Source organism: Rothia nasimurium (assembly GCF_004569295.1).
Lineage (GTDB): Bacteria > Actinomycetota > Actinomycetes > Actinomycetales > Micrococcaceae > Rothia > Rothia nasimurium_B.
Genome location: NZ_SPQC01000015.1, coordinates 1 through 18,738, shown reverse-complemented (window position 1 = coordinate 18,738; position 18,738 = coordinate 1). Strand labels below are relative to the sequence as shown.

Sequence of the window (18,738 nt, the reverse complement as noted above, 5' to 3'; positions counted from 1 at the left end):
CGCCCGCCCCACCTTTCTGCCCTGCGGCAGGGGAGTGGGGCGGGCGTCCTTTGTATATTTCCGGTACTGGTTTAGCGGTTGGACGCGTGCTTACCCTCGTAGCTGGGAAGTACCGGCATAGCCCAGCGGAAGAGCACGAAAGCGACCAGCCCGGTGATGGCCTGGTTGGCAACTGCGCCGGGGACGCTCTGTGCGAAGGGCTCGGGGAAGAGAACCTCGTGCACCAGAATGGTGGTGCCGACTAGCAGGGCAATAATGAGGAGCGATGCTCCGAGAGAAATGAGTGCGGGTTTAACCGGTGTGAAGGTTCTGGGTAACGGCATGAGGCTAAGCCCGATATAGACAATGAAAACGTTAGCCACCCTGAGCCAGATACTGTCGATGTGATCTGCCCAGGCTATAAGGCTAAACCCGAAGGCTGCTAGCAAAGACGGCCAAACCGGCGCCCCGAAGACTAGATTCCTGGTGGTGGAATCAGCCATGAGAGGCTTTCTTCTCTTCAATGAGGTGGTAGCCGGGTGTGACGAAGCGGTGGAAGAAGAAGGTGGTGACTGCCAGGAGGGGGAGGCGCCAGGTGGCGCTGGCAGGGTCATCCAGACCAGGAAAGAGCAGGGCAAGGACGGCCACTGCGAAAACCGTCTGGGAGGCTAAACCATAGCTGATAGGCAAGGTTATTTTTGCTGATGCTCGACGACGGCTGATGTAAAAACCGAACGCCACACAGCAGAAGACAAGAACCATATTGAGCAGGTGGGCCTGGAATATGAGACTGGCTGCGAGAGCCGTGAAGAGGGCTGTGATGGTGAGGGTTTGCAACCAGCTGTAGCCGAGCACTCTTCGTAGATAATAGGGCTCGGACGCCTGCTGTACGGGCGGGCGGGACTGGATGGTCTGTTCGGTCATGGGAATCTCCTCCTTGAGATTTCTACCATTGTAGAACTGTGGGCTCTAGTCAGGTTAGAGTTGCCTGTTATTTTTCGTTGGTCTGGAGGATAGAGAAAAGGTCGCAACCTTCTGGTTGCGACCTTTTCTCATACACACACATTTCTTTTGCACCTATCCCTCACGGGAGGAGCTTCAGAGGTTACACACATTTCTCTGAAAGAGGTGACTCATCGCCACGGTGAGATTCTCAGTCTCTTGAGATGGTGAGGTTTTCTCTCCTCGTCCTCATGTCTTTAACTATGGCACCCCAACCTTTGAGCTCAATTCGGGGAACCTGTGCGAAACCTAAGAAAATACTTTTCTGGTGAAGTTTCTGTGCTGGCCGGTGGCGGAACTAGCCCGTGGTGCAGCCCCAGGCGTCCGCACCTGGGGTGCAGTCGTCGGCAACTAACCCAACCTTGGTGCGCCAGACTCGCACAAGTTGCGGGTCGCTGGTGCGGCTGACAGTTCCGTCGATGACCTGCCAGGGGCCGCCGTCTACCGAGTATTCACCGCGGTAGGTGGTGGTCAGGGCGAAATAGTAGTCGCCGGGGTCTGTGTAGCGGTGGGAGGTGTCGGTGAGCTGGTCCCAGACGTCCGCGCCGAGCTGGTAGCCGGGGTAGACGACGGGGCCGAGCGTGGCGCCGTCCCCGTAGTCGAAGGTGTAGGAGATGGGGGTTGCGTGAAGTACGACGTTTTGGCCATTGATGGTGCGCGTGAATTCTTGGGGGTTGGGGTTGGCCCAGAAGTTGGTGTTGTAGTTTTTGAGGGTGTGGGGTGCGCGTTCTTGTTGGGGTGTGGCGGCTGCGATGGGAAAGGTGTCGAAGTCGTGGGTGGTGAGCGTTACACGGATGGTGCGCAGCACGGTTTGCCCGTTTTCTTCGGCGAGTTCTAGGCCGGCGGCTTCGAGCTCGGCTGGGGTGAGGGGGACGCAGCCGATGGTGCCTTGGGGTGTGTTGTAGGGGGTGTCGGAGCCGTCGGCCCAGTCGTCTGGTACAAGGGAGAGGGTGCCTACGTTGCCGTTAGTTGCTAGGCAGTAGGTTCCTGGGGTGGGCGAGCCTCCTACCATCAGGGCAGCGCGGTTGGGGCCTCGGGGCTTATCGAAGTAGATAAGTTTAACTGCCGCCAAGGTATCTGTTAGGTTGCCTTCTACCTTGTGGTCTTCGACTATCGTTTCATCCTGTTCGAAGCCAGTTGAGGTTTCCCAATCATATTCAATACTTACCTTGAACTCATCGCCGTCAGTCTCACCGGAGTCATTAGCTATAGCTGAGTTTAGCGGCGCGAGCAGTCCAAGCGATATCAGGGAGAATGCCAGACAGTATTTTTTCACTTTATTTGACTACCTTCCCATTAGAGACCTTCCACTCCCCATCTTTGAAAGTCGCGATAATCTCATAACCATTGAGATTTGCTTCAGAGTTATCGATGCTCTTGACACTATGTACTTCATTGATAACTCCGTTTTCGACAGTAATATTTGCCCCCAAACTGTATGAGTTATCTCCAAGACTGGTGATTAGCTCTCGATTTGGGTGTAGCTCACGATTGAGACCTATAATCCATCCGCCATTTTTATAAAGTTTGTCAATAGAGTCGATAAACTGTAGGTCAGCTTCGTAGGTGTCTTCATACATATGTATGAGGTCGTGAGTATCTCCAGTTTGGATTGCGTAGTTTCGCATGTCATTCCAGTAGTTGATGAATAGAAGCATGGCCTCGGTACTTTCAACGTTCATGCCTTCTGGAGCAACCGGTTTGGGCACGTTCTGGGCGGGGCCGTGCTCATCAGCAGCACGGTATTCACCTTCGGGTGCTTTCGAGCCGCCTGAATAATTGGTCTCTTCTGCCTTGGCGGTTTCCTCAGTGGCGCTCGCTGTGCTTGAAGCTACTGCGGAAGTCGTGGTGCTTGAATCTGGTTCGGGAACCGAGCCCGTTGCCTGCGCACTGCAACCTGTAAGAGCTAGTAGGGCGATAGCTGTTAGGGCAAGATTGCGGGTGGGAGTGTGTTTCATAAGGGTCTCCTGGTAACATCTTTGTGACTAGGTCTTATGTGTGTTTATAGTGCTGGGTTTGTGCCATGGCAAGAGTTTCGGCCCGATTGCCTGGTTTTTGACAGCAGATTACGCCGAAGACGGCCAGTTATCCACAGGTCTTGCGTCTGACGTGGTCTAATGGGCCTACAGTTTGCTTTGAGAAGTCAATTGTTATGGAGGATCTGCTTTTTATTGCGCTGGCCGATAGATTATTCCAGTAGCTCTAGGAAAATACTTGAGGAGTATCTATGAGCCAAGAGGCGCCTGAATGGAGCACCCATCAACTTATTTTGTATGCCCTTCAGCCGGCCAACAGATGCGAGGTGCACGCAGACCTCGCAGAGTGTGGAGATAGGTTTGCTGACGACTACAGGATTGATAGCGAAACTGGCCAATGCATGACTGAGGGCTGGGTATTTCTAGGCGGTATGTTATATTGTAGACGAGCTCAGAGCAGAAGCTTTATGCCGTTGCCTTTGGGGCTTGGGAATATCAGAGGCTTATCACGATGAGACAGATGACGTCTACTACACAGAGTGGGAAGATCCGACACCCGGGTAGAAGGTTTTTATCTTTAAAAGTCAGGTTCTACTTCAGAAAAACCTTATGCTGCATATATGAGCAATAAACAGGTTCTTCCTCTCGGGCTATACGAAACTCTTAAAACCCGCAGGACACTCTCTCAGGAACTTCCACCTGAAACTGAGTGGGTTGAATCAGAGATTCTAGGTGAGGATGCTGAGCACATTTCTTCTCTTGCTCGTTATGTAGCGCAACAGGTTGCGGCCAAACTTGAGCAGACCGAAGCTAATGAGCGTATAGCTTTGGTTAACATGCTTCTTACACAGCTAGAGGACGAATCAGGACCTGATGAAGTGTTTGAGCTGGAGAACTCAAAAAATACTGGCTCTTTGGTGCAACTTACAGAACTCAAACCCCGCCATCAGAGAAAACCATCAAACCGTCCCAGCACTCCGCTGAGCAGCGTTGCACTCTTAACAAACAACCCCAAAGAGCCCCAGCTTGGTGAAGAAATAAAGAAAGAGCTTGAAAGCGCCGACAGGGTCGACTTGCTCTGTTCCTTTCTTAAACTGACAGGCGTTAACGTCCTTGCGCCTCAACTAGACATTCTTAAAAGGCGAGGCATCCCCTTCCGCGTCATTACTACCACGTATATGGGAGCGACAGACCGTAAAGCGGTCGATAAGCTCGTTCAAGAATATGGTGCAGAAGTCAAAATCAGCTACGAAAAGAACTCAACGCGTCTCCATGCAAAAGCCTGGCTATTTCACCGAAACACAGGCTTCTCTACTGGCTACGTGGGAAGCTCAAATCTCTCACACGCGGCACTGACGGACGGCCTCGAATGGAATGTGAGAATATCCAATACCGTTACGCCTGGCATCCTTGGTCAATTTAACGCTGCATTTGAAAGCTACTGGGAATCGCATCAGTTTGAGAGTTACACAGGGTCAGACAAAGACCGTGAGAAACTCGATAGATCTTTAGAACAGGCAACGATAGGAACGGGAGCTTCAGCCCGCCCAAATCTTCAGATTAACTTTTCATATGTAGATGTTCACCCTTACCCACATCAAGCTATTATGCTGGACGAGCTTCAGGCAGAGCGCCAGAAAGGGCATCACCGCAACCTCGCTGTGGCCGCTACGGGTACAGGCAAGACAATCTTTTCAGCTCTTGACTACAAGAGACTCTGTGAAGAATCCGGAAAAAAATTACGTCTCCTTTTTATCGCCCACCAAGCAGAGATTCTGAACCAGTCTCAGAGCGCTTTTGCGATGGTTATGCGTGATGCTAACTTCGGTGAACAGTACTTTGGGGGAGTAGTCCCTGAACACAATGAACAGGTCTTTGCCACAGTTCAAACCCTCGCAAGCGCGAGCACCGAACGCTTCACGCCTGACCATTTCGATGTAGTTATCGTTGATGAGTTCCACCATGCTTCAGCCCCCACCTACCAGAAAATTCTTAGCTACTTCCAACCTCAAGAACTGCTGGGGCTGACGGCAACCCCTGAACGCACAGACGGCAAAAATGTTGCTGCTGAATATTTTGACGGACGTGTCGCTACCCAACTTCGTCTTTGGGACGCACTTGAAGCCGACCTGTTGGTCCCCTTCCACTACTACGGCATCAACGATGCAACAGACCTCAGCGGGCTCACATTCGAGCGGGGAAGCTATCGTGACAGCGAACTATCACAGTATTACCTCGCCAATAAAAGACGAGTAGCGCTTATCCTGCAACAAATTGAGGAAAAAATAGCTAACCCCCGCAGCATGCGCGCTATTGGTTTTTGCGTCGATAGGGAACACGCGCGCTACATGGCCGAAGAACTTTGCAAGGCTGACATTTCAGCTACTTATCTTTTGGGCGACGATAGCGCAGAACGACGTCGAGAGGTCATTGACCAGCTGAAAGACCCAGAACATGAACTCACCACAGTTTTTACGGTTAACCTCTTCAATGAAGGCGTAGATATCCCTGAGGTCGATACCCTGTTGATGCTCCGTCCTACTCAATCGCCGACTCTCTTCCAACAGCAGCTTGGTCGCGGTTTGCGCAGGTCCCCTGACAAAGCTGTCCTGGTTGTACTGGACTTCGTGGGCAATCAAGCTAAAGGATTCAGATTTGATTTGAAAATGCGTTCACTGACCCGTGCAGGTATTTTGACACCTAGCGAGGTTGAAAATCCTCACCTGCCTCCAGGGTGCAGCATCCAGCTTGATGAAAAAACTCAAGAGCAGGTGCTGAGAAGCATTAAGGAAGCCCTCCACCCCAAGGTAGAAGTGCTGGCCGACAATCTTAAAATATTTGCTGAGGAGCAAAAGAAAAAGAATTTTGAAGTTGTCGTTACTGAGCTGCTAGAACCCTACCTTGATAGGTACGGCCTGGAACTTGCCCATATCTATGGCCGGAAGACTAAGAACGGTAAGGGGCTAACTTTTACTTTCTTACTGGACCAAGCCGGTCAAATACCTAGAATCTCTGGGCTGTATGAAAAGGGTTCGGTAACTGAACATCTTTCGAACCGAATTAAATCTTTGGCTAATGTCAATGATGAAGAGCGAATTGACGTTTATCAAAGATTGCTGACAACCGATATATGGGAAAAAGACCTTAGCATGCGCGAAAAACGCTTTGCGTGGATGCTTCTCTTTTCATTCTGGCCTAAGGGCAAGATACGGAGCGGTGAAGAGAAGTTCACGCTTGACCAGGGGCTGAGTGAGCTCCGCCAGCATCCGTACTTCATTCAAGAGCTCATACAGATTTGGTCCTATCGCCTTGGTACGGATAGGCACGCGCCTCAGAGTCTGTCTACTATATCGCCTGACATCCCGCTCAGCACCCATGCCTATTATTCGCGTGAGGAAATCTTTGCTGCTATAGGTCTTCACGAGAACGAAAAGAAGTCGGTGCCAGCCGGTGCAGTACAAGGGGTCTATGAGTCAAGAACAACAGATACTATTGCTCTGCTAGTTAACCTCAGTAAATCTGAGAAGCACTTTACCCCTGAAACGATGTATAAAGACTATGCAGTGACCGAGAGTGAATTTGCCTGGGACTCCCAGAATTCAACCGCTCCTGATAGTCGTTTGGGAAAGATTTACCAGCATCATGGAGAACTGGGCCAAATGCCCTTACTCTTTGTGCGTTATACCAAAGAGGACGGAATTGGTACCGCACCGTATTTGTTTGTAGGCCCTGTAAACTACCGTTCCCATAGTGGTTCAAAGCCGATGCATATTAAGTGGGAGCTTGAACGGCCTCTGCCCGCCGACCTCTTTGCGCTGGCCCGTTCTACGGCCTAGTTGCCGACCGGCGTCCGCTCCCTCCCTACACTTTGTACCGGGTTCTGCTCACAAAAGGCTCTCTTTATGGGCATCACCCGGTACAAACCTCCACGAACCCTTTGGCAGGGAGCCGGGGTGCCGCGTCCACCCGCTAAACTAGACCCCATGCGTTACACCTACCTTGGCCCGTCGGGCACCTTTACCGAAGCAGCCCTTCTCACCGTGCCTGGCGCGCCTGACGCTGAACGCATCCCCGCGACGTCCGTACCCGCAGCCCTCGACGCCCTGCGTGCCGGCAGCGCCGACGCCGCTATGGTTCCTATCGAAAACTCTGTTGAAGGTGGCGTCACCGCAACGCTGGACGCTATTGCCTCGCTCGAGGGGTCCTTGCGTATCGTGCGGGAAGTGCTGGTGCCCATCACCTTTGTGCTGGTCGCCCGCCCCGGCACCACCTTAGAGAGCGTCAAAACTATCTCAACCCATACGCATGCCTGGGCGCAGGTGCGCTCCTGGGTAGCTGAGAACAAGCCCAGCGTGAACTACCTGCCGGGCTCGTCCACTGCGGGCGCTGCCCTGGGGCTGCTGAACGAGAACCCCAGCTACGAGGCCGCTATCTGCTCGCCCGCTGTGGCCCAGACCCACCCTGAGCTGCAGGTGCTGGCCCACAACATCGGTGATAACAAGAACGCTGTCACCCGTTTCGTGCTGGTTGCCCGCGACGCCGAAACCCCCGCGCCCACCGGTGCAGACAAAACCACCCTGGTGATCCCGCTGCCCCAGGACCGCCCCGGCGCCCTGCTTGACCTGCTCGAACAGTTCTCAACCCGGGGAATTAACCTTTCCCGCATTGAGTCCCGACCCACCGGCGAATTCTTGGGAGCCTACTTCTTCTCCATCGACATCGACGGCCACCTCTACGACGCCCGCGTGCGTGATGCCCTGCGCGGTATCCACCGGGTCTCGCCCAGCGTACTCTACCTGGGGTCCTACCCCCGCGCCGACAAGCGCCTAGCCGCGGTAGACCCCATGCACGACGAGGCTTCTTTCAACGCCGCCCGCGACTGGGTCGAAACCCTCTTCCCCGGCGGACGCCCCGAAAGCCTCAAGCACAATATCTAGAGCCTCAAGAATCTCTGCCACCAGCGGCGCTGCTGCTCGGCGATGTCTTCGCGGGCGTCCATGAGGTCACCAAGCGAACGAATTTGCATGTCGTCAGGGTAAACATTGACGACTACGGCGCCGGGGTGCACCTGGGCGTGCAGGCCGGTGACGTCCCCCAGCACGTCCCCGTCCACCTCTACCGGCAGGTGGGCGTGCGGGAAGACCACGCGGACGTCCATGCCCACAAAGTGCTCAACCACCGGAAAAGGCACGTTGGGGCGACGCAGAATGAACTGCCCCGCCATGCGCACCCAGCTCAACACGTTGCGCGGCGTCAGCACAATCACTTCAAGCTGCCCATCGGACAGCTCCGCCACCGACGCCAGGTTCACCCCGCCCTGAATCTTGCCGCAGTTAGCAACCAGTACCGTGCGAATCTTGCGTTTGATGACCTCACTGCCATCGACCGAAATCTCGGCGGGGCGGCGGCGGGTAAACATGTGCTTCATGCTGGCCTCAACATAGGCCAGCCAGCCGATTTTTGCCTTGAGGTCCTCGCGGGTGTCGGTCATAATCTGGGCGTCAAAGCCCGCCCCGCCCATGACCAGGTAGTTCACCGCTGGCAGGTTCTTTGAGCTGGTCATCGTCATGTGAATCATGTCGACGGCCCGCAGTTCCCCGTGCAGGGCCACGTTGATGCAGGCGTGTAAATCTTCCACGTTCATCTCAAGGTTGCGGGCTAGGAGGTTCCCGGTACCCAGGGGAACCACACCTAGGGGTACCCCGCTTCCGGCCAGGCCGTCCGCCACTGCCCGCACCGTCCCATCACCGCCCACAGCCAGAACAATCTCAGCCCCATCAGTCACGGCCTGCCGGGTCATACCAAAACCGGGGTCGCTCACCTCAGTCTCATAAAAACGCGCCTTCGGCCAGTTCGCAAACCCCAGCTCAGCAGTAATAATGCGGTTCACCGACTCCGCCCGCGCCTTCGAGGGGTTGTACACCACCGCAACCTGGCGCGGCTCACCCGGCTCCACCCGGCGATGAAAAGGACGGTACACCGGGAACAAATCAGGGCGCGCCCGCCGCCCCCGCCGCACCGCAAACACAGCCCCGACACCAGCCAGCGCAGCAGAAACAGCAAGAGAAGATACAACAGTCGACCGCGAAACCATATCACCAGCATACTGAAGAAAACCGCGCGCCACCGCCCGGCGTCCGTCCGCCTGTCATCGCAGCGACAACTACGGTAAATTTAGAGGCATGATTGACATTAACCTCCTGCGTGAAAACCCCGACGCCTTCCGTGCCTCCCAGCGCGCTCGCGGCGCTGACGAAACCGTCATCGACCAGATTCTCGAAGCGGACGCCACCCGCCGCACCTCCATCAACGAGTTCGAGAAGCTGCGCGCCGAACAGAACGTCTTCTCCAAGAAGATTGGCAAGGCCGCCAAGGAAGAAAAGCAAGCCCTGCTTGCTGAGGTTAAGGAACTCTCCCAGAAGGTCTCAGAAGCCAAGGCTACCGCCGACGCCGCTGCCGCCCGCCAGGAAGAACTGGTCGCCGGCGTAGGCAACCTGATTATTGACGGCATTCCTGCCGGTGGCGAGGACGACTACGTGGTCATCAAGCAGGTAGGCGAACCCCGCAACTTCGAAGCAGACGGCTTTGAACCCCGCGACCACCTGGAAATCGGCGAACTGGTTGACGGCATCGACATGGTGCGCGGCGCCAAGGTTTCAGGCTCCCGCTTCTACTTCCTCAAGGGCCACGTAGCCCGCCTGGAGCAGGCCCTCATGTGGATGGCCCTCGACCAGGCCACCGCCAACGGCTTCACCATGCTCACCACCCCCACCCTGGTGCGCCCCGAAACCATGAACGGCACCGGCTTCAACGTCGAACACGACGACGAAATCTACCGCCTCGAGCGCGACGACCTCTACCTGGTCGGCACCTCCGAGGTCGCTATCGCTGGCTACCATGCCGACGAAATCATCGACTTCGAGAAAGGCCCGAAGAAGTACCTGGGCTGGTCGTCCTGCTACCGTCGCGAAGCCGGCTCCGCCGGTAAGGATACCCGCGGCATTATCCGCGTACACCAGTTCAACAAGGCCGAAATGTTCGTCTACTGCCCCGTCGAGCAGGCAGAAGACATGCACGCCAAGATGCTGGCCTGGGAAGAAGAAATGCTGGCCAAGTGCGAGCTCTCCTACCGCGTAATCGACACCGCCGCGGGCGACCTGGGCTCGTCCGCCGCCCGTAAGTTCGACTGCGAAGCCTGGGTGCCCACCCAGGGTGCCTTCCGCGAACTGACCTCAACCTCTAACTGCACCACCTACCAGGCCCGTCGCCTGAACGTGCGTGAGCGCATGCCCGACACCGTCACCGCAGACGGCAAGACCAAGAAGGGCGGTACCCGCACCGTTGCCACCCTGAACGGTACCTTGGCGACCACCCGCTGGTTGGTTGCGATCCTGGAAACCCACCAGCAGGCAGACGGCTCCGTGCGTATCCCCGAGGCCCTGCGCCCCTACATGGGCGGCCTTGAGGTTATCCCCGTAGCAGCCTAACCCCGTAAGATACCATCTACTTCGGAAAAGACCACCTCGTTTGTGGGTATAATCGACGTAGATGGTACCTTCTGCTTTTAATCGTGACCGAGGAAGGGAGCTCCCATGCCCAACCCTACCCGCGCCCTACTGGCCAGCGTGCTGGTGCTGGTGGCGGGCGTCCTTTCCGCCTGCACCCCGGGCGGTACCGGGCAGGACGCCGCCCCGCAGGCGTCCGTGCAAACCACAACTCAGGAAAAACCCCGGGTACTCGCCACCTTCACCGTGCTCGCAGACATGGCTAGCGCCATTGGTGGCGAGCACGTTGAGGTCGAATCTCTCACCAAAGCCGGGGCTGAAATCCACGGCTACGAGCCCACCCCATCGGACGTGCGCAAGGCAGCGGACGCCGACCTGATCCTCGCCAACGGCCTCAACCTCGAAGCCTGGCTTGAGCAATTTTTGCAGGACGCCAACGCCCCTGCTGTTACCGTCACTGAGGGAATCACGCCCCTCAGCATCTCCGAAGGGGAGGGGGAAGGCTACCCCAACCCCCACGCCTGGATGAGCCCGGTCGCCGCACACACCTACGCCGATAACATCGCGGCGGTCCTGGCCGACCTCGACCCGGCCCACGCCGACAGCTACCGGGCTAATGCCGACGCCTACAAGCAACAACTCACCGCCCTGCAGACCGAGCTGGTCGAGTCCCTCTCCCACCTCTCTGACCATCAGCGGCTTCTGGTCACCTGCGAAGGTGCCTTTTCCTACCTGGCAGCCGACGCCAGCCTTGACGAAGCCTACCTCTGGGCCGTCAACTCAGACGGCGAAACCGGTGCCCGCCGCATGATGGAACTCTCCGACCGGGTAGCGGGCAGCGCAGTGCCCGCCGTCTTCTGCGAATCCACCGTGCCCACCCGCACCATGGAACAGATCGCCACCGATACCGGAGCCCACTATGCCGGAGCTCTCTACGTCGACTCCCTCTCTGACGCCGACGGCCCCGTACCCACCTACCTCGACCTGCTCCGCTACGACATCGCCCTCATCGCTGAACACCTGGGCACAAGCACTCACCTGGACGACGAAGGGTAACCGTGAATACCATCCATCCTCTGCTTGAACTCACCGACGTGACCGTCACCTACGGGGCACCCGGCTCCGGAGCCGTGCGCGCCCTGAACCGGGCGTCCCTACACGTTGCCCCGGGGAGCATCTGCGGGCTGGTCGGCATGAACGGCTCTGGCAAGTCCACCCTCTTCAAAGCCATTATGGGCGTGGTGCCAGCATCGGGCAGAATCCGGATTAACGGGCTTGCCCCGCGCGAGGCCCGCAAACAGGGCCTGGTCAGCTACGTACCCCAGAGCGAGGATATCGACTTCACCTTCCCGGTCTCGGTGCGCGACGTGGTCAGCCAGGGGCGCTACAGTAGACGGGGCATCACCCGCCGCCTGGGCGCTACCGACCGGGCCGCCATCGATACCGCCCTGGAACGGGTCGGGCTCACCGACCTGGTCCACCGGCAAATCGGCAACCTCTCTGGCGGTCAGCGCAAACGCGCCTTCGTTGCCCGCGGGCTGGCCCAGGGGGCCCGCCTGCTCCTGCTCGACGAACCCTTTGCCGGCGTCGATAAAAAGAGCGAAGCTATGCTGGTGAGCCTCTTCAAAGAGCTGCGTGCCGACGGCGCTGGCATACTCATCTCAACCCACGACCTAGCCAACCTGGCAGACCTGGCCGACACCGCCATCCTGCTCCGCAACGAAGTGCTGCTCACCGGCGACCCCGCCACCGTGTTGGCCCCCGAAAATATCGTGCGAGCCTTCGGAATGAACCCGCTGACAGGGGAGAACTAATGTACGAACTCTTCATCGAACCGCTCACCTACGGCTTCATGCAGCGCGGCCTGCTGGTTACCGTGCTGGCGGCCCTGGTCTGCGCCCTGCTCTCCTGCTGGCTGGTGCTCATGGGCTGGTCGCTCATGGGTGACGGCATCTCCCACGCCGTGCTTCCCGGTGTGGCCCTGGCCTACATTCTGGGTGCCCCCTTCGCCCTGGGCGCCCTGATTGCTGCCCTGGTAGCGGTCGCCCTCATAGGGTCGGTTGCCGCCCGCGGGCGCGTGCGCGAGGACGCCGCCATCGGCATCGTCTTCACCGTCATGTTCGCCCTGGGGCTGGTGCTCCTCTCGGCCTTCCCCTCCCAGGTTGACCTGCACTCGGTCATCTTCGGCAACGTGCTGGGCGTATCGTGGGCGGATGTCTGGCAGATAGGCCTGCTAGCCGTGCTAGTTGTTGCTGTGCTGCTTCTTAAGCGCCGTGACCTGGTGCTCTACGCCTTCGACCCCGGCTACACCCACGCCATCGGGCTCAACCCCAAACTGCTCTCCGGCCTGCTGCTGGTTGCCTTGGCCTTGACCTCTGTGCTGGCCCTCCAAATCGTGGGTGTTGTGTTGGTTGTAGCCCTGCTGGTGATACCGGGGGCAACCGCCCGCCTACTCACCGACCGCTTCACTACCATGCTGCTCATCTCGGCAGGGGTCTCCCTGACCTCTGCCCTTGCTGGCTTCTTCATGGGCTACCTGCTCGACGTCTCAGCCGGCGGCACCGTGGTGCTGGCCCTCGGCGTCCTCTTTGGCCTGGCCTACCTCTTCGCCCCGCACCACGGCCTGCTGGCGGTTGCGCGGGCTAAGAGGGCGGTTGTAGGGGCTAACAGAAGCTAGACACAAAGCGGATTCGGCCGCCTCCAAGATGCCTAACAGAATCATCACAAAGTGCGGAATGGATTAACCACAAAATGCGGAATAAAATATATCTAAACTGCCCAATATAATTATTACAAAGTGCGGAGCTGGAGGGTTTTAGGCATGTCTGACCAGTATATTCAAAGATTTGCTGACGGAGCTTTGACTCGTGCTCTGAACCGGGCAGGAGCCGTGCTGATTGAGGGCCCCAAAGGCTGCGGTAAGACAGAAACAGCCCTGCAGGTTGCTCAGAGTCAGGTACGTTTGGATGTAGACCCTCAGGTGTCTCAGACTGTTGAGATTGACCCCTCTCTGCTCTTGCTAGGGGAACATCCCCGCCTCCTGGATGAGTGGCAGCTTCACCCGGTGATGTGGGATGTCGTGAGACGCGACGTCGATGACCGTAAACTGACCGGTGGGTATATTCTCACCGGGTCTACCGCACCGGGAGAGACAGCCGCTAGGCATACCGGGGCAGGGCGTTTTGCCCGTCTGCAGATGAACACCATGTCTCTTGCCGAATCGGGAGAATCAACACGACAAGTATCGTTGGGAGAACTGCTAGAGGGCGAGGCCCCACGGGCAGCAGCCCCGGCAGTGAGCATTAGCGACCTCATAGACCGCATGTGTCGGGGTGGCTGGCCAGCCTTTATTCACTTGCCTTTAGACGCGGCCCTAGAGAATCTCAGGGACTATGTATCAACCGTTGCCGACGTGGATATCCGCACACCTGACGGGGTACGCCGTGACCCTGCGCAAGTGCGTCGTTTGCTGAGGTCCCTGGGCAGAGGCATTGGTACTGAACTCAAGTTTTCTACTCTTGCCCAAGACTCAGGAATCAACAGAGATACGGCCGCTGACTATATTGCTGCGCTCTCCCGGATTTTTATTCACGTAGAGCAACCTGCATGGTCTGCCCACCTGAGGTCTAAAGCGACTCTGCGAAACTCTCCTAAACGTCATATGGCTGACCCTGCGCTTGTGGTCGCTGCTTTGGGGGCTACCCCTCAGAAGGTACTGCAGGACCTCGATTTTGCGGGGCAACTCTTTGAGTCGCAGGTCGTACATGACCTTTCCGTTTATATGGGAGATCAGGGCACCGTGTCTCATGCGCGAGATTCTTCGGGCAGGGAGGTAGACGCAGTGCTAGAGCGGCACGATGGCAGATGGGCTCTGGTAGAAATCAAGCTGGGCTCCCGCGAAGAAACAGTAGAGAAGGCGGCTACCTCTTTAAAGAACTTCAGGGATCAGCTGGATCTCAGCCGGTACGAGTACAGCCCTGAGCTTATTGTGCTGACGGGCGGCGGCCTGTCCTACCAGCGTAAGGACGGCGTCAAGGTGGTGGCCTTTACTGCGCTTACCCAATGAGTTCTGCCAGGGGGGCGGTGGCATTCTAGTCCGCCCCGCTAGGCGGCCCTTCACCCCCTGCTCACCTTGCCTTAACCCGGCTTTTGTATAGTCTGGTCTACACGAGAGAAAAGAGACACCGATGATTTCAGAGATCAAAGACATGCAAACCCTGCCGCTGCGCCGCTCTGCCTGGCAGAAAGAAGAAGGTGCCAAGTACCTGGTTGCTATCGACGTTGATGGCACCCTGGTCAACCACGACGGGGCCATGAGTGAGGCTGTCAAAAAGGCCGCGCAGGATGTCGTGGACGCGGGCCACCACGTGGTGATTTCCACCGGACGCTCCCTGGGCGCCACCCTGCCCATCGTTGAGATGATTGGGCTGACGCGCGGCTACGCGGTGAGCTCCAACGGCGCGGTTACCCTCAGCATCGACCCCTCCCTAGAAGCCGGCTACCGCATCATCGACAAGGTTAGCTTCGACCCCTCCAACGCCATTACCCTGCTCAAGGCTAAGCTGCCGCACGCGTCCTTGGCCCTGGAAGCACCCGACGGAACGGTCTATGCCACCGATAACTTTGAGGACTGGTCCTTCGGCGTCAACACCGTGAAAACCACCCGCACCGAGATGGCTGCGATGAAGTCGGCCGTGCGCGTGGTGGTCTGCTCACCCACAGACACTCCCGACGATTTCAAACGCGCTATCTACGATTCGGGCCTGCACGGGGTGAACTACGCGGTGGGCTGGAGCGCCTGGCTGGACGTAGCTGCGCACGGGGTTTCGAAAGCGACCGCCCTGGAACAAATCCGCCGCAAGCTGCGCGTGGACCCCCGCCGCACCATCGCCATCGGCGACGGCCTCAATGACAAAGAAATGATCCACTGGGCAGCCCGCGGTGTTGCCATGGGCCAGGCCCTGCCCGAGGTGGCGGAGCTGGCTACGGACGTCACCGGTTCGGTCTACGAGGACGGCACGGTACCGATCCTTCGCGACCTGCTCTAAAACCATGAGGCTTATTTATAAGGGGGGCGCAGGCTCACGCTCGCGCCTGGTTCGCTAGCTGACTCGCAGGCTCGCCAGATTCGCACCGAGATTTATTTTCCTCGCGCGCTCGGAATCTCGGTGCTCATCACAAGGCGATTCGTGCCCCGCCTAGCGGCGAATTCCGTTCGCTCTTGCGTGCTGTCGCACTCGCTCACTTCATCCGAGCTAGCAGCTTCGCTGTGAGCCTGCTCCACCTACCCTAATGAATAAGTCCCCATATATCCCCTCTATACCTATTGGGTGTAGGGGGGGATATACTATATGTATGGTCAAGCCCATGAAATACAGGGATCTTGTGGCTTTGCTGGTAGCTGCGGGGTTTACTCGAAGTGAAGGAAAAGGGGACCATGAGAAATGGTCTTACCCCGGTATTTCACGACCAGTTATCATCACGCAGACTCGCGAGATTTCGCCCGCCGTTACACGAAACGCTTTAAAAGCTATTAAGGAGAAAGAGCAGAATGAAAACTGATCTTAACGTTCTGGCGCGTCCCTGGATGGGTGGATGGGAACTCATTATCGATGAAGACAATGCTACCCAGGTGCGTAGTCTTACCTCTGCCCGCCAGCAAGTAATTGATTATATGGGCACCCTTAACCCCGACATCGACTTTTCTACTATTCGGGTTCACCTGATTTATGAAAAAGTATCTGAGGAACTTGAGTCAGCTCGCCGAGACCTAAAACTCGCCCAGCAAAAAGAAGAGGAAGCTGCAGCAAAGATTCGAGAAGTTGTGCGGCAACTCAGACAAGATGGGCTTTCGCTAGGTGAGACAGCAGCGATTCTTGAAGTTTCAAAAGCACGCGTTCAGCAGCTCCAGGTTGCCTAGACATGAGCGTCACCCTCGTTGATAACCAGCATCAGGGCTCTCAGGGGGGGCGAACCGTTCCGTCCTTAAGAACTATTGTGCAGGAGCGGTTGCTCTCTGCCTTTTAGCTCTGGCTACCGCCTGGGCACGTTGCTCATTCCTGGACTCAACCCTCATTTTTAATCCGGCTGACTACGGAGTCTACCGTGGAACCGGAGTAGCTGTGCTTGCCGGGGCTGACTTTTATAGTCAGAACATTACCGGGGTGTACACGTACCCCAGGGGCTCCCCTTCGTGTACACGCCCTTTACCACTCTGCTGCTGATTCCTTTAGCCTGGCTGCCGGAGCCGCTAGGACTTGGGTCTGGACCTTCCTCAACTGCCTGGCGCTGGGCATCCTGCTCTTACTCAGTCTCATCTACGTGCGCCCGCACCTCACCGGCGTCCGCCCGGTCGCGACACCCTCCGCCACCTACCTGCTTGCCCTACCCCTGAACGTCGTAGCTCAGCATCTTATCTTTGGGCAGATTAATCTGCTTCTTGTTTCTCTCTGCCTCATCGACATGGTTCGCCCGCAGGCTCGCTATCTGCCTCGCGGAGTGCTGATTGGGCTGGCAGCAGGAATCAAACTGACTCCGGCTCTTTTTATTTTTTCTTCTGGGTAAGCGGATGCCTGCGCCTGGCTTTGACGGCAACGGCGACAGCCTTGGCTACCGTAGTCCTGGGGTTCCTGCTCCTGCCTGAACCTAGTTCAACCTATTTTGGGTCTAATACTCTCTGGCCTGGAAAATGTTGTCGATTTAGGAAGCAACTTCGCTACTTCGGGTAACAGCTCTCTGCAGGGTGTGGCTGAACGCTGGGTAGATACCCATTCTCTGCTCCTGTTAGCACCTTTACTGCTAGCTGTTGTGGCGGTAGCGTTTTCCCAGGCCCACCGAGAGTTAATGTGTGGTGATGGTTTTGCTGCTGCCGCAGTACTCGGTTGTGCTACTTGCCTGCTTTCCCCGGTGTCCTGGTTGCACCATTGGGTCTGGGTTATACCCACTCTTGCAGTGTTGGTTACTCGTGGGCGAGCTGCACGCGCTCTGGCCATTATCTGGATGTTAAGCCTGCCTGGCTCAACTCACAGACCTGGGTGACCTAGCAGCTCATGTCGGCTGGCCCGTTATACCCGTTGAAATAATGCGCTCATCTCTGGTGCTGCTCACCCTGCTTGCTATGGTGGTCTTATACCTGCCCCCGCAGAGAAAGGCTCACCGTGAGTAACTCCCTGCCCGCCACCGGCGTCCTACTCTATGACCCCGACTGCGGCATCTGCCAAAAAGCCGCCCGAGTACTCACCCACCTGGGCCTAGACGCCCGGGTGCAGGCCGGGCACTATGACCGCCTACAAGAGCACGGCGTCGACCTCGAACGCTTCATGCGCCAAATCCCCTTCATCACCCCCACCGGGCAGGTGGCCTACGGGGCGCTCGCCATCGCTCTAGCCCTTTCCGCCAGCCGGTACGCGCCCGTGCGGGTGGTGGCGTCCGCCCTGAAGAACCCCCTGCTGCGCCCGCTGGCTGAGCGGGTCTACCTGCGAATCTCCACCAACCGTTCCACCGTCTGCCAGCTCAAGCCCTAAGGGCTTGACGGCAGAAAGAAGCCCAGTATGCTCGCAGTCCTCGAAGGGTTTACCATCATCGCGGTAGTGGTGGGCGTAGGCTACCTGGTCGCCCGCCTCGATATTCTGCCGCCCAACTCCGGGCTCTCCCTCAACCGCTTTGCCTTCTTCGTAGCCCTGCCCCCGCTCATGTTCGTGACCATGGCCGAGGCTGACCTGCACGTTATCTTCTCCGGCCGTCTTCCCGTGGCTATCTTGAGCTTCGCTACGGTTGCCCTGCTTTTCGCCGTCATCGCCAGGTTCCTGCTCAAAAAAGGACGCCGGCATCGTCACCGTGGGTGCTGCAGCCAGCGGCTACATCAACGCCAACAACATGGGCCTGCCCGTAGCAACCTACATCGTGGGCGACGCTGCCCAGGTAGCCCCTATCCTGCTCTTCCAGCTCCTAATCGCGGCCCCCATCGTGCTTTCAATCCTGGACGCCATCTCCCACGGCTCGGTCTCCATGAAAGCCGTTGCCACCCAACCCATCAAAAACCCGCTGATTAAGCTTCGTAAATGATACCCATGAGCTAGTTCCATCCACGCTTCACGGTAGCGATACCCAGACCCAGCTTTTCGGCAACAGCTTTTTGTGTGTACCCAGCTTCTTTGAGTGCCTGAATCTGCGCCCTACGCCCGATAGCCTGAGCACTCCGCACAGCCCTAGAAGCATTCGCGCCCTTCGCAAGATTGGCGCCCTGGGCTTTCTTCTGGGCTTCGGTCTTTCGGCTC

At 57.3% G+C, this 18,738-nt stretch carries 19 protein-coding genes and 1 pseudogene; 14 read left to right on the top strand and 6 right to left on the bottom strand.

Features of this window, described 5'->3' with window-relative positions; translation table 11 throughout:
- Positions 1-71 precede the first annotated feature (71 nt).
- From E4U03_RS13120 to E4U03_RS05395, 4 genes are all read right to left on the bottom strand, one after another.
- Entirely contained in the window at positions 72-482 is a 411-nt protein-coding gene (locus E4U03_RS13120; RefSeq protein ID WP_135012216.1) for a hypothetical protein, read from the bottom strand.
- Positions 475-903, bottom strand: coding sequence for a hypothetical protein (locus tag E4U03_RS05405; RefSeq protein WP_135012214.1), 429 nt, complete (start codon positions 901-903; stop codon positions 475-477). The genes E4U03_RS13120 and E4U03_RS05405 overlap by 8 nt, the downstream gene beginning before the upstream one ends.
- 376 nt (positions 904-1,279) lie before the next feature.
- Complete coding sequence (locus tag E4U03_RS05400) at positions 1,280-2,257, bottom strand: hypothetical protein (RefSeq protein WP_135012212.1); 978 nt, start codon at positions 2,255-2,257, stop codon at positions 1,280-1,282.
- 1 nt (position 2,258) lies between these two features.
- A complete protein-coding gene (locus E4U03_RS05395) occupies positions 2,259-2,939 on the bottom strand; it encodes a DUF6318 family protein (protein WP_135012210.1) in 681 nt (226 codons plus the stop codon).
- Positions 2,940-3,577: 638 nt separating this feature from the next.
- On the opposite strand from E4U03_RS05395, the gene E4U03_RS05390 reads away from it, so the two are divergent.
- Complete coding sequence (locus E4U03_RS05390; RefSeq protein ID WP_135012208.1) at positions 3,578-6,793, top strand: DEAD/DEAH box helicase; 3,216 nt, start codon at positions 3,578-3,580, stop codon at positions 6,791-6,793.
- Between the two features lie 147 nt (positions 6,794-6,940).
- Entirely contained in the window at positions 6,941-7,894 is a 954-nt protein-coding gene (gene pheA, locus E4U03_RS05385; protein ID WP_135012282.1) for a prephenate dehydratase, read from the top strand.
- On the opposite strand, the gene E4U03_RS05380 is transcribed toward pheA, so the two are convergent.
- Positions 7,891-8,880, bottom strand: a complete 990-nt coding sequence (locus E4U03_RS05380) for a diacylglycerol/lipid kinase family protein (protein ID WP_167752313.1) — start codon at positions 8,878-8,880, stop codon at positions 7,891-7,893. The two genes, pheA and E4U03_RS05380, sit on opposite strands and share 4 nt — an antisense overlap.
- A 259-nt stretch (positions 8,881-9,139) precedes the next feature.
- On the opposite strand from E4U03_RS05380, the gene serS reads away from it, so the two are divergent.
- The 12 genes and pseudogenes from serS (at position 9,140) to E4U03_RS13330 (ending at position 18,526) form a co-directional block, all read left to right on the top strand.
- Positions 9,140-10,444: a serine--tRNA ligase gene (gene serS, locus E4U03_RS05375; RefSeq protein ID WP_135012204.1), complete on the top strand. Its 1,305-nt coding sequence runs from the start codon at positions 9,140-9,142 to the stop codon at positions 10,442-10,444.
- A gap of 105 nt (positions 10,445-10,549) precedes the next feature.
- A complete protein-coding gene (locus E4U03_RS05370; protein ID WP_135012202.1) occupies positions 10,550-11,518 on the top strand; it encodes a metal ABC transporter substrate-binding protein in 969 nt (322 codons plus the stop codon).
- Positions 11,519-11,529: 11 nt separating this feature from the next.
- Positions 11,530-12,276, top strand: coding sequence for a metal ABC transporter ATP-binding protein (locus E4U03_RS05365; RefSeq protein WP_167752317.1), 747 nt, complete (start codon positions 11,530-11,532; stop codon positions 12,274-12,276).
- On the top strand, positions 12,276-13,139 hold the full coding sequence (locus tag E4U03_RS05360; protein WP_135012200.1) for a metal ABC transporter permease: 864 nt from the start codon (positions 12,276-12,278) through the stop codon (positions 13,137-13,139). Before E4U03_RS05365 ends, E4U03_RS05360 begins: the two co-directional genes overlap by 1 nt.
- A 144-nt stretch (positions 13,140-13,283) precedes the next feature.
- Positions 13,284-14,528, top strand: a complete 1,245-nt coding sequence (locus E4U03_RS05355; protein WP_135012198.1) for an ATP-binding protein — start codon at positions 13,284-13,286, stop codon at positions 14,526-14,528.
- A 121-nt stretch (positions 14,529-14,649) separates the two neighbouring features.
- Positions 14,650-15,510 carry an HAD family hydrolase gene (locus tag E4U03_RS05350; protein ID WP_228065888.1) on the top strand — a complete coding sequence of 287 codons (861 nt, stop codon included), beginning with the start codon at positions 14,650-14,652 and terminating at the stop codon, positions 15,508-15,510.
- A 244-nt stretch (positions 15,511-15,754) separates the two neighbouring features.
- Positions 15,755-16,024 carry a type II toxin-antitoxin system HicA family toxin gene (locus tag E4U03_RS13725; RefSeq protein WP_416220616.1) on the top strand — a complete coding sequence of 90 codons (270 nt, stop codon included), beginning with the start codon at positions 15,755-15,757 and terminating at the stop codon, positions 16,022-16,024.
- Positions 16,014-16,382 (top strand): antitoxin HicB, encoded by a 369-nt coding sequence (locus E4U03_RS13115; RefSeq protein WP_194210387.1) that lies wholly within the window; start codon positions 16,014-16,016, stop codon positions 16,380-16,382. The genes E4U03_RS13725 and E4U03_RS13115 overlap by 11 nt, the downstream gene beginning before the upstream one ends.
- Positions 16,383-16,588: 206 nt before the next feature.
- Positions 16,589-17,026, top strand: a complete 438-nt coding sequence (locus E4U03_RS05335; protein ID WP_167752312.1) for a glycosyltransferase family 87 protein — start codon at positions 16,589-16,591, stop codon at positions 17,024-17,026.
- Between the two features lie 593 nt (positions 17,027-17,619).
- Positions 17,620-17,985, top strand: a complete 366-nt coding sequence (locus tag E4U03_RS05330; protein WP_167752310.1) for a thiol-disulfide oxidoreductase DCC family protein — start codon at positions 17,620-17,622, stop codon at positions 17,983-17,985.
- A gap of 27 nt (positions 17,986-18,012) precedes the next feature.
- Positions 18,013-18,204, top strand: a pseudogene (locus E4U03_RS13720) (AEC family transporter); the annotation flags it as partial.
- 31 nt (positions 18,205-18,235) lie between these two features.
- Entirely contained in the window at positions 18,236-18,526 is a 291-nt protein-coding gene (locus E4U03_RS13330) for a hypothetical protein (RefSeq protein WP_228065886.1), read from the top strand.
- Between the two features lie 10 nt (positions 18,527-18,536).
- Here the strand turns inward: E4U03_RS13330 and E4U03_RS05320 are convergent.
- Positions 18,537-18,738, bottom strand: a 202-nt coding sequence (locus tag E4U03_RS05320) for a Trp family transcriptional regulator (RefSeq protein ID WP_209304123.1), incomplete at its 5' end; no start/stop codon positions are given.

Bases quoted from the DNA above. Each gene is read 5' to 3' on its own strand.
- serS (WP_135012204.1), top strand. From the start codon at position 9,140: ATGATTGACATTAACCTCCTGCGTGAAAACCCCGACGCCTTCCGTGCC.
- pheA (WP_135012282.1), top strand. From the start codon at position 6,941: ATGCGTTACACCTACCTTGGCCCGTCGGGCACCTTTACCGAAGCAGCC.
- E4U03_RS05350 (WP_228065888.1), top strand. From the start codon at position 14,650: ATGATTTCAGAGATCAAAGACATGCAAACCCTGCCGCTGCGCCGCTCT.
- E4U03_RS05360 (WP_135012200.1), top strand. From the start codon at position 12,276: ATGTACGAACTCTTCATCGAACCGCTCACCTACGGCTTCATGCAGCGC.
- E4U03_RS05390 (WP_135012208.1), top strand. From the start codon at position 3,578: ATGAGCAATAAACAGGTTCTTCCTCTCGGGCTATACGAAACTCTTAAA.
- E4U03_RS05405 (WP_135012214.1), bottom strand. From the start codon at position 903: ATGACCGAACAGACCATCCAGTCCCGCCCGCCCGTACAGCAGGCGTCC.
- E4U03_RS13120 (WP_135012216.1), bottom strand. From the start codon at position 482: ATGGCTGATTCCACCACCAGGAATCTAGTCTTCGGGGCGCCGGTTTGG.
- E4U03_RS05355 (WP_135012198.1), top strand. From the start codon at position 13,284: ATGTCTGACCAGTATATTCAAAGATTTGCTGACGGAGCTTTGACTCGT.
- E4U03_RS13115 (WP_194210387.1), top strand. From the start codon at position 16,014: ATGAAAACTGATCTTAACGTTCTGGCGCGTCCCTGGATGGGTGGATGG.
- E4U03_RS13725 (WP_416220616.1), top strand. From the start codon at position 15,755: ATGAATAAGTCCCCATATATCCCCTCTATACCTATTGGGTGTAGGGGG.
- E4U03_RS05395 (WP_135012210.1), bottom strand. From the start codon at position 2,939: ATGAAACACACTCCCACCCGCAATCTTGCCCTAACAGCTATCGCCCTA.
- E4U03_RS05370 (WP_135012202.1), top strand. From the start codon at position 10,550: ATGCCCAACCCTACCCGCGCCCTACTGGCCAGCGTGCTGGTGCTGGTG.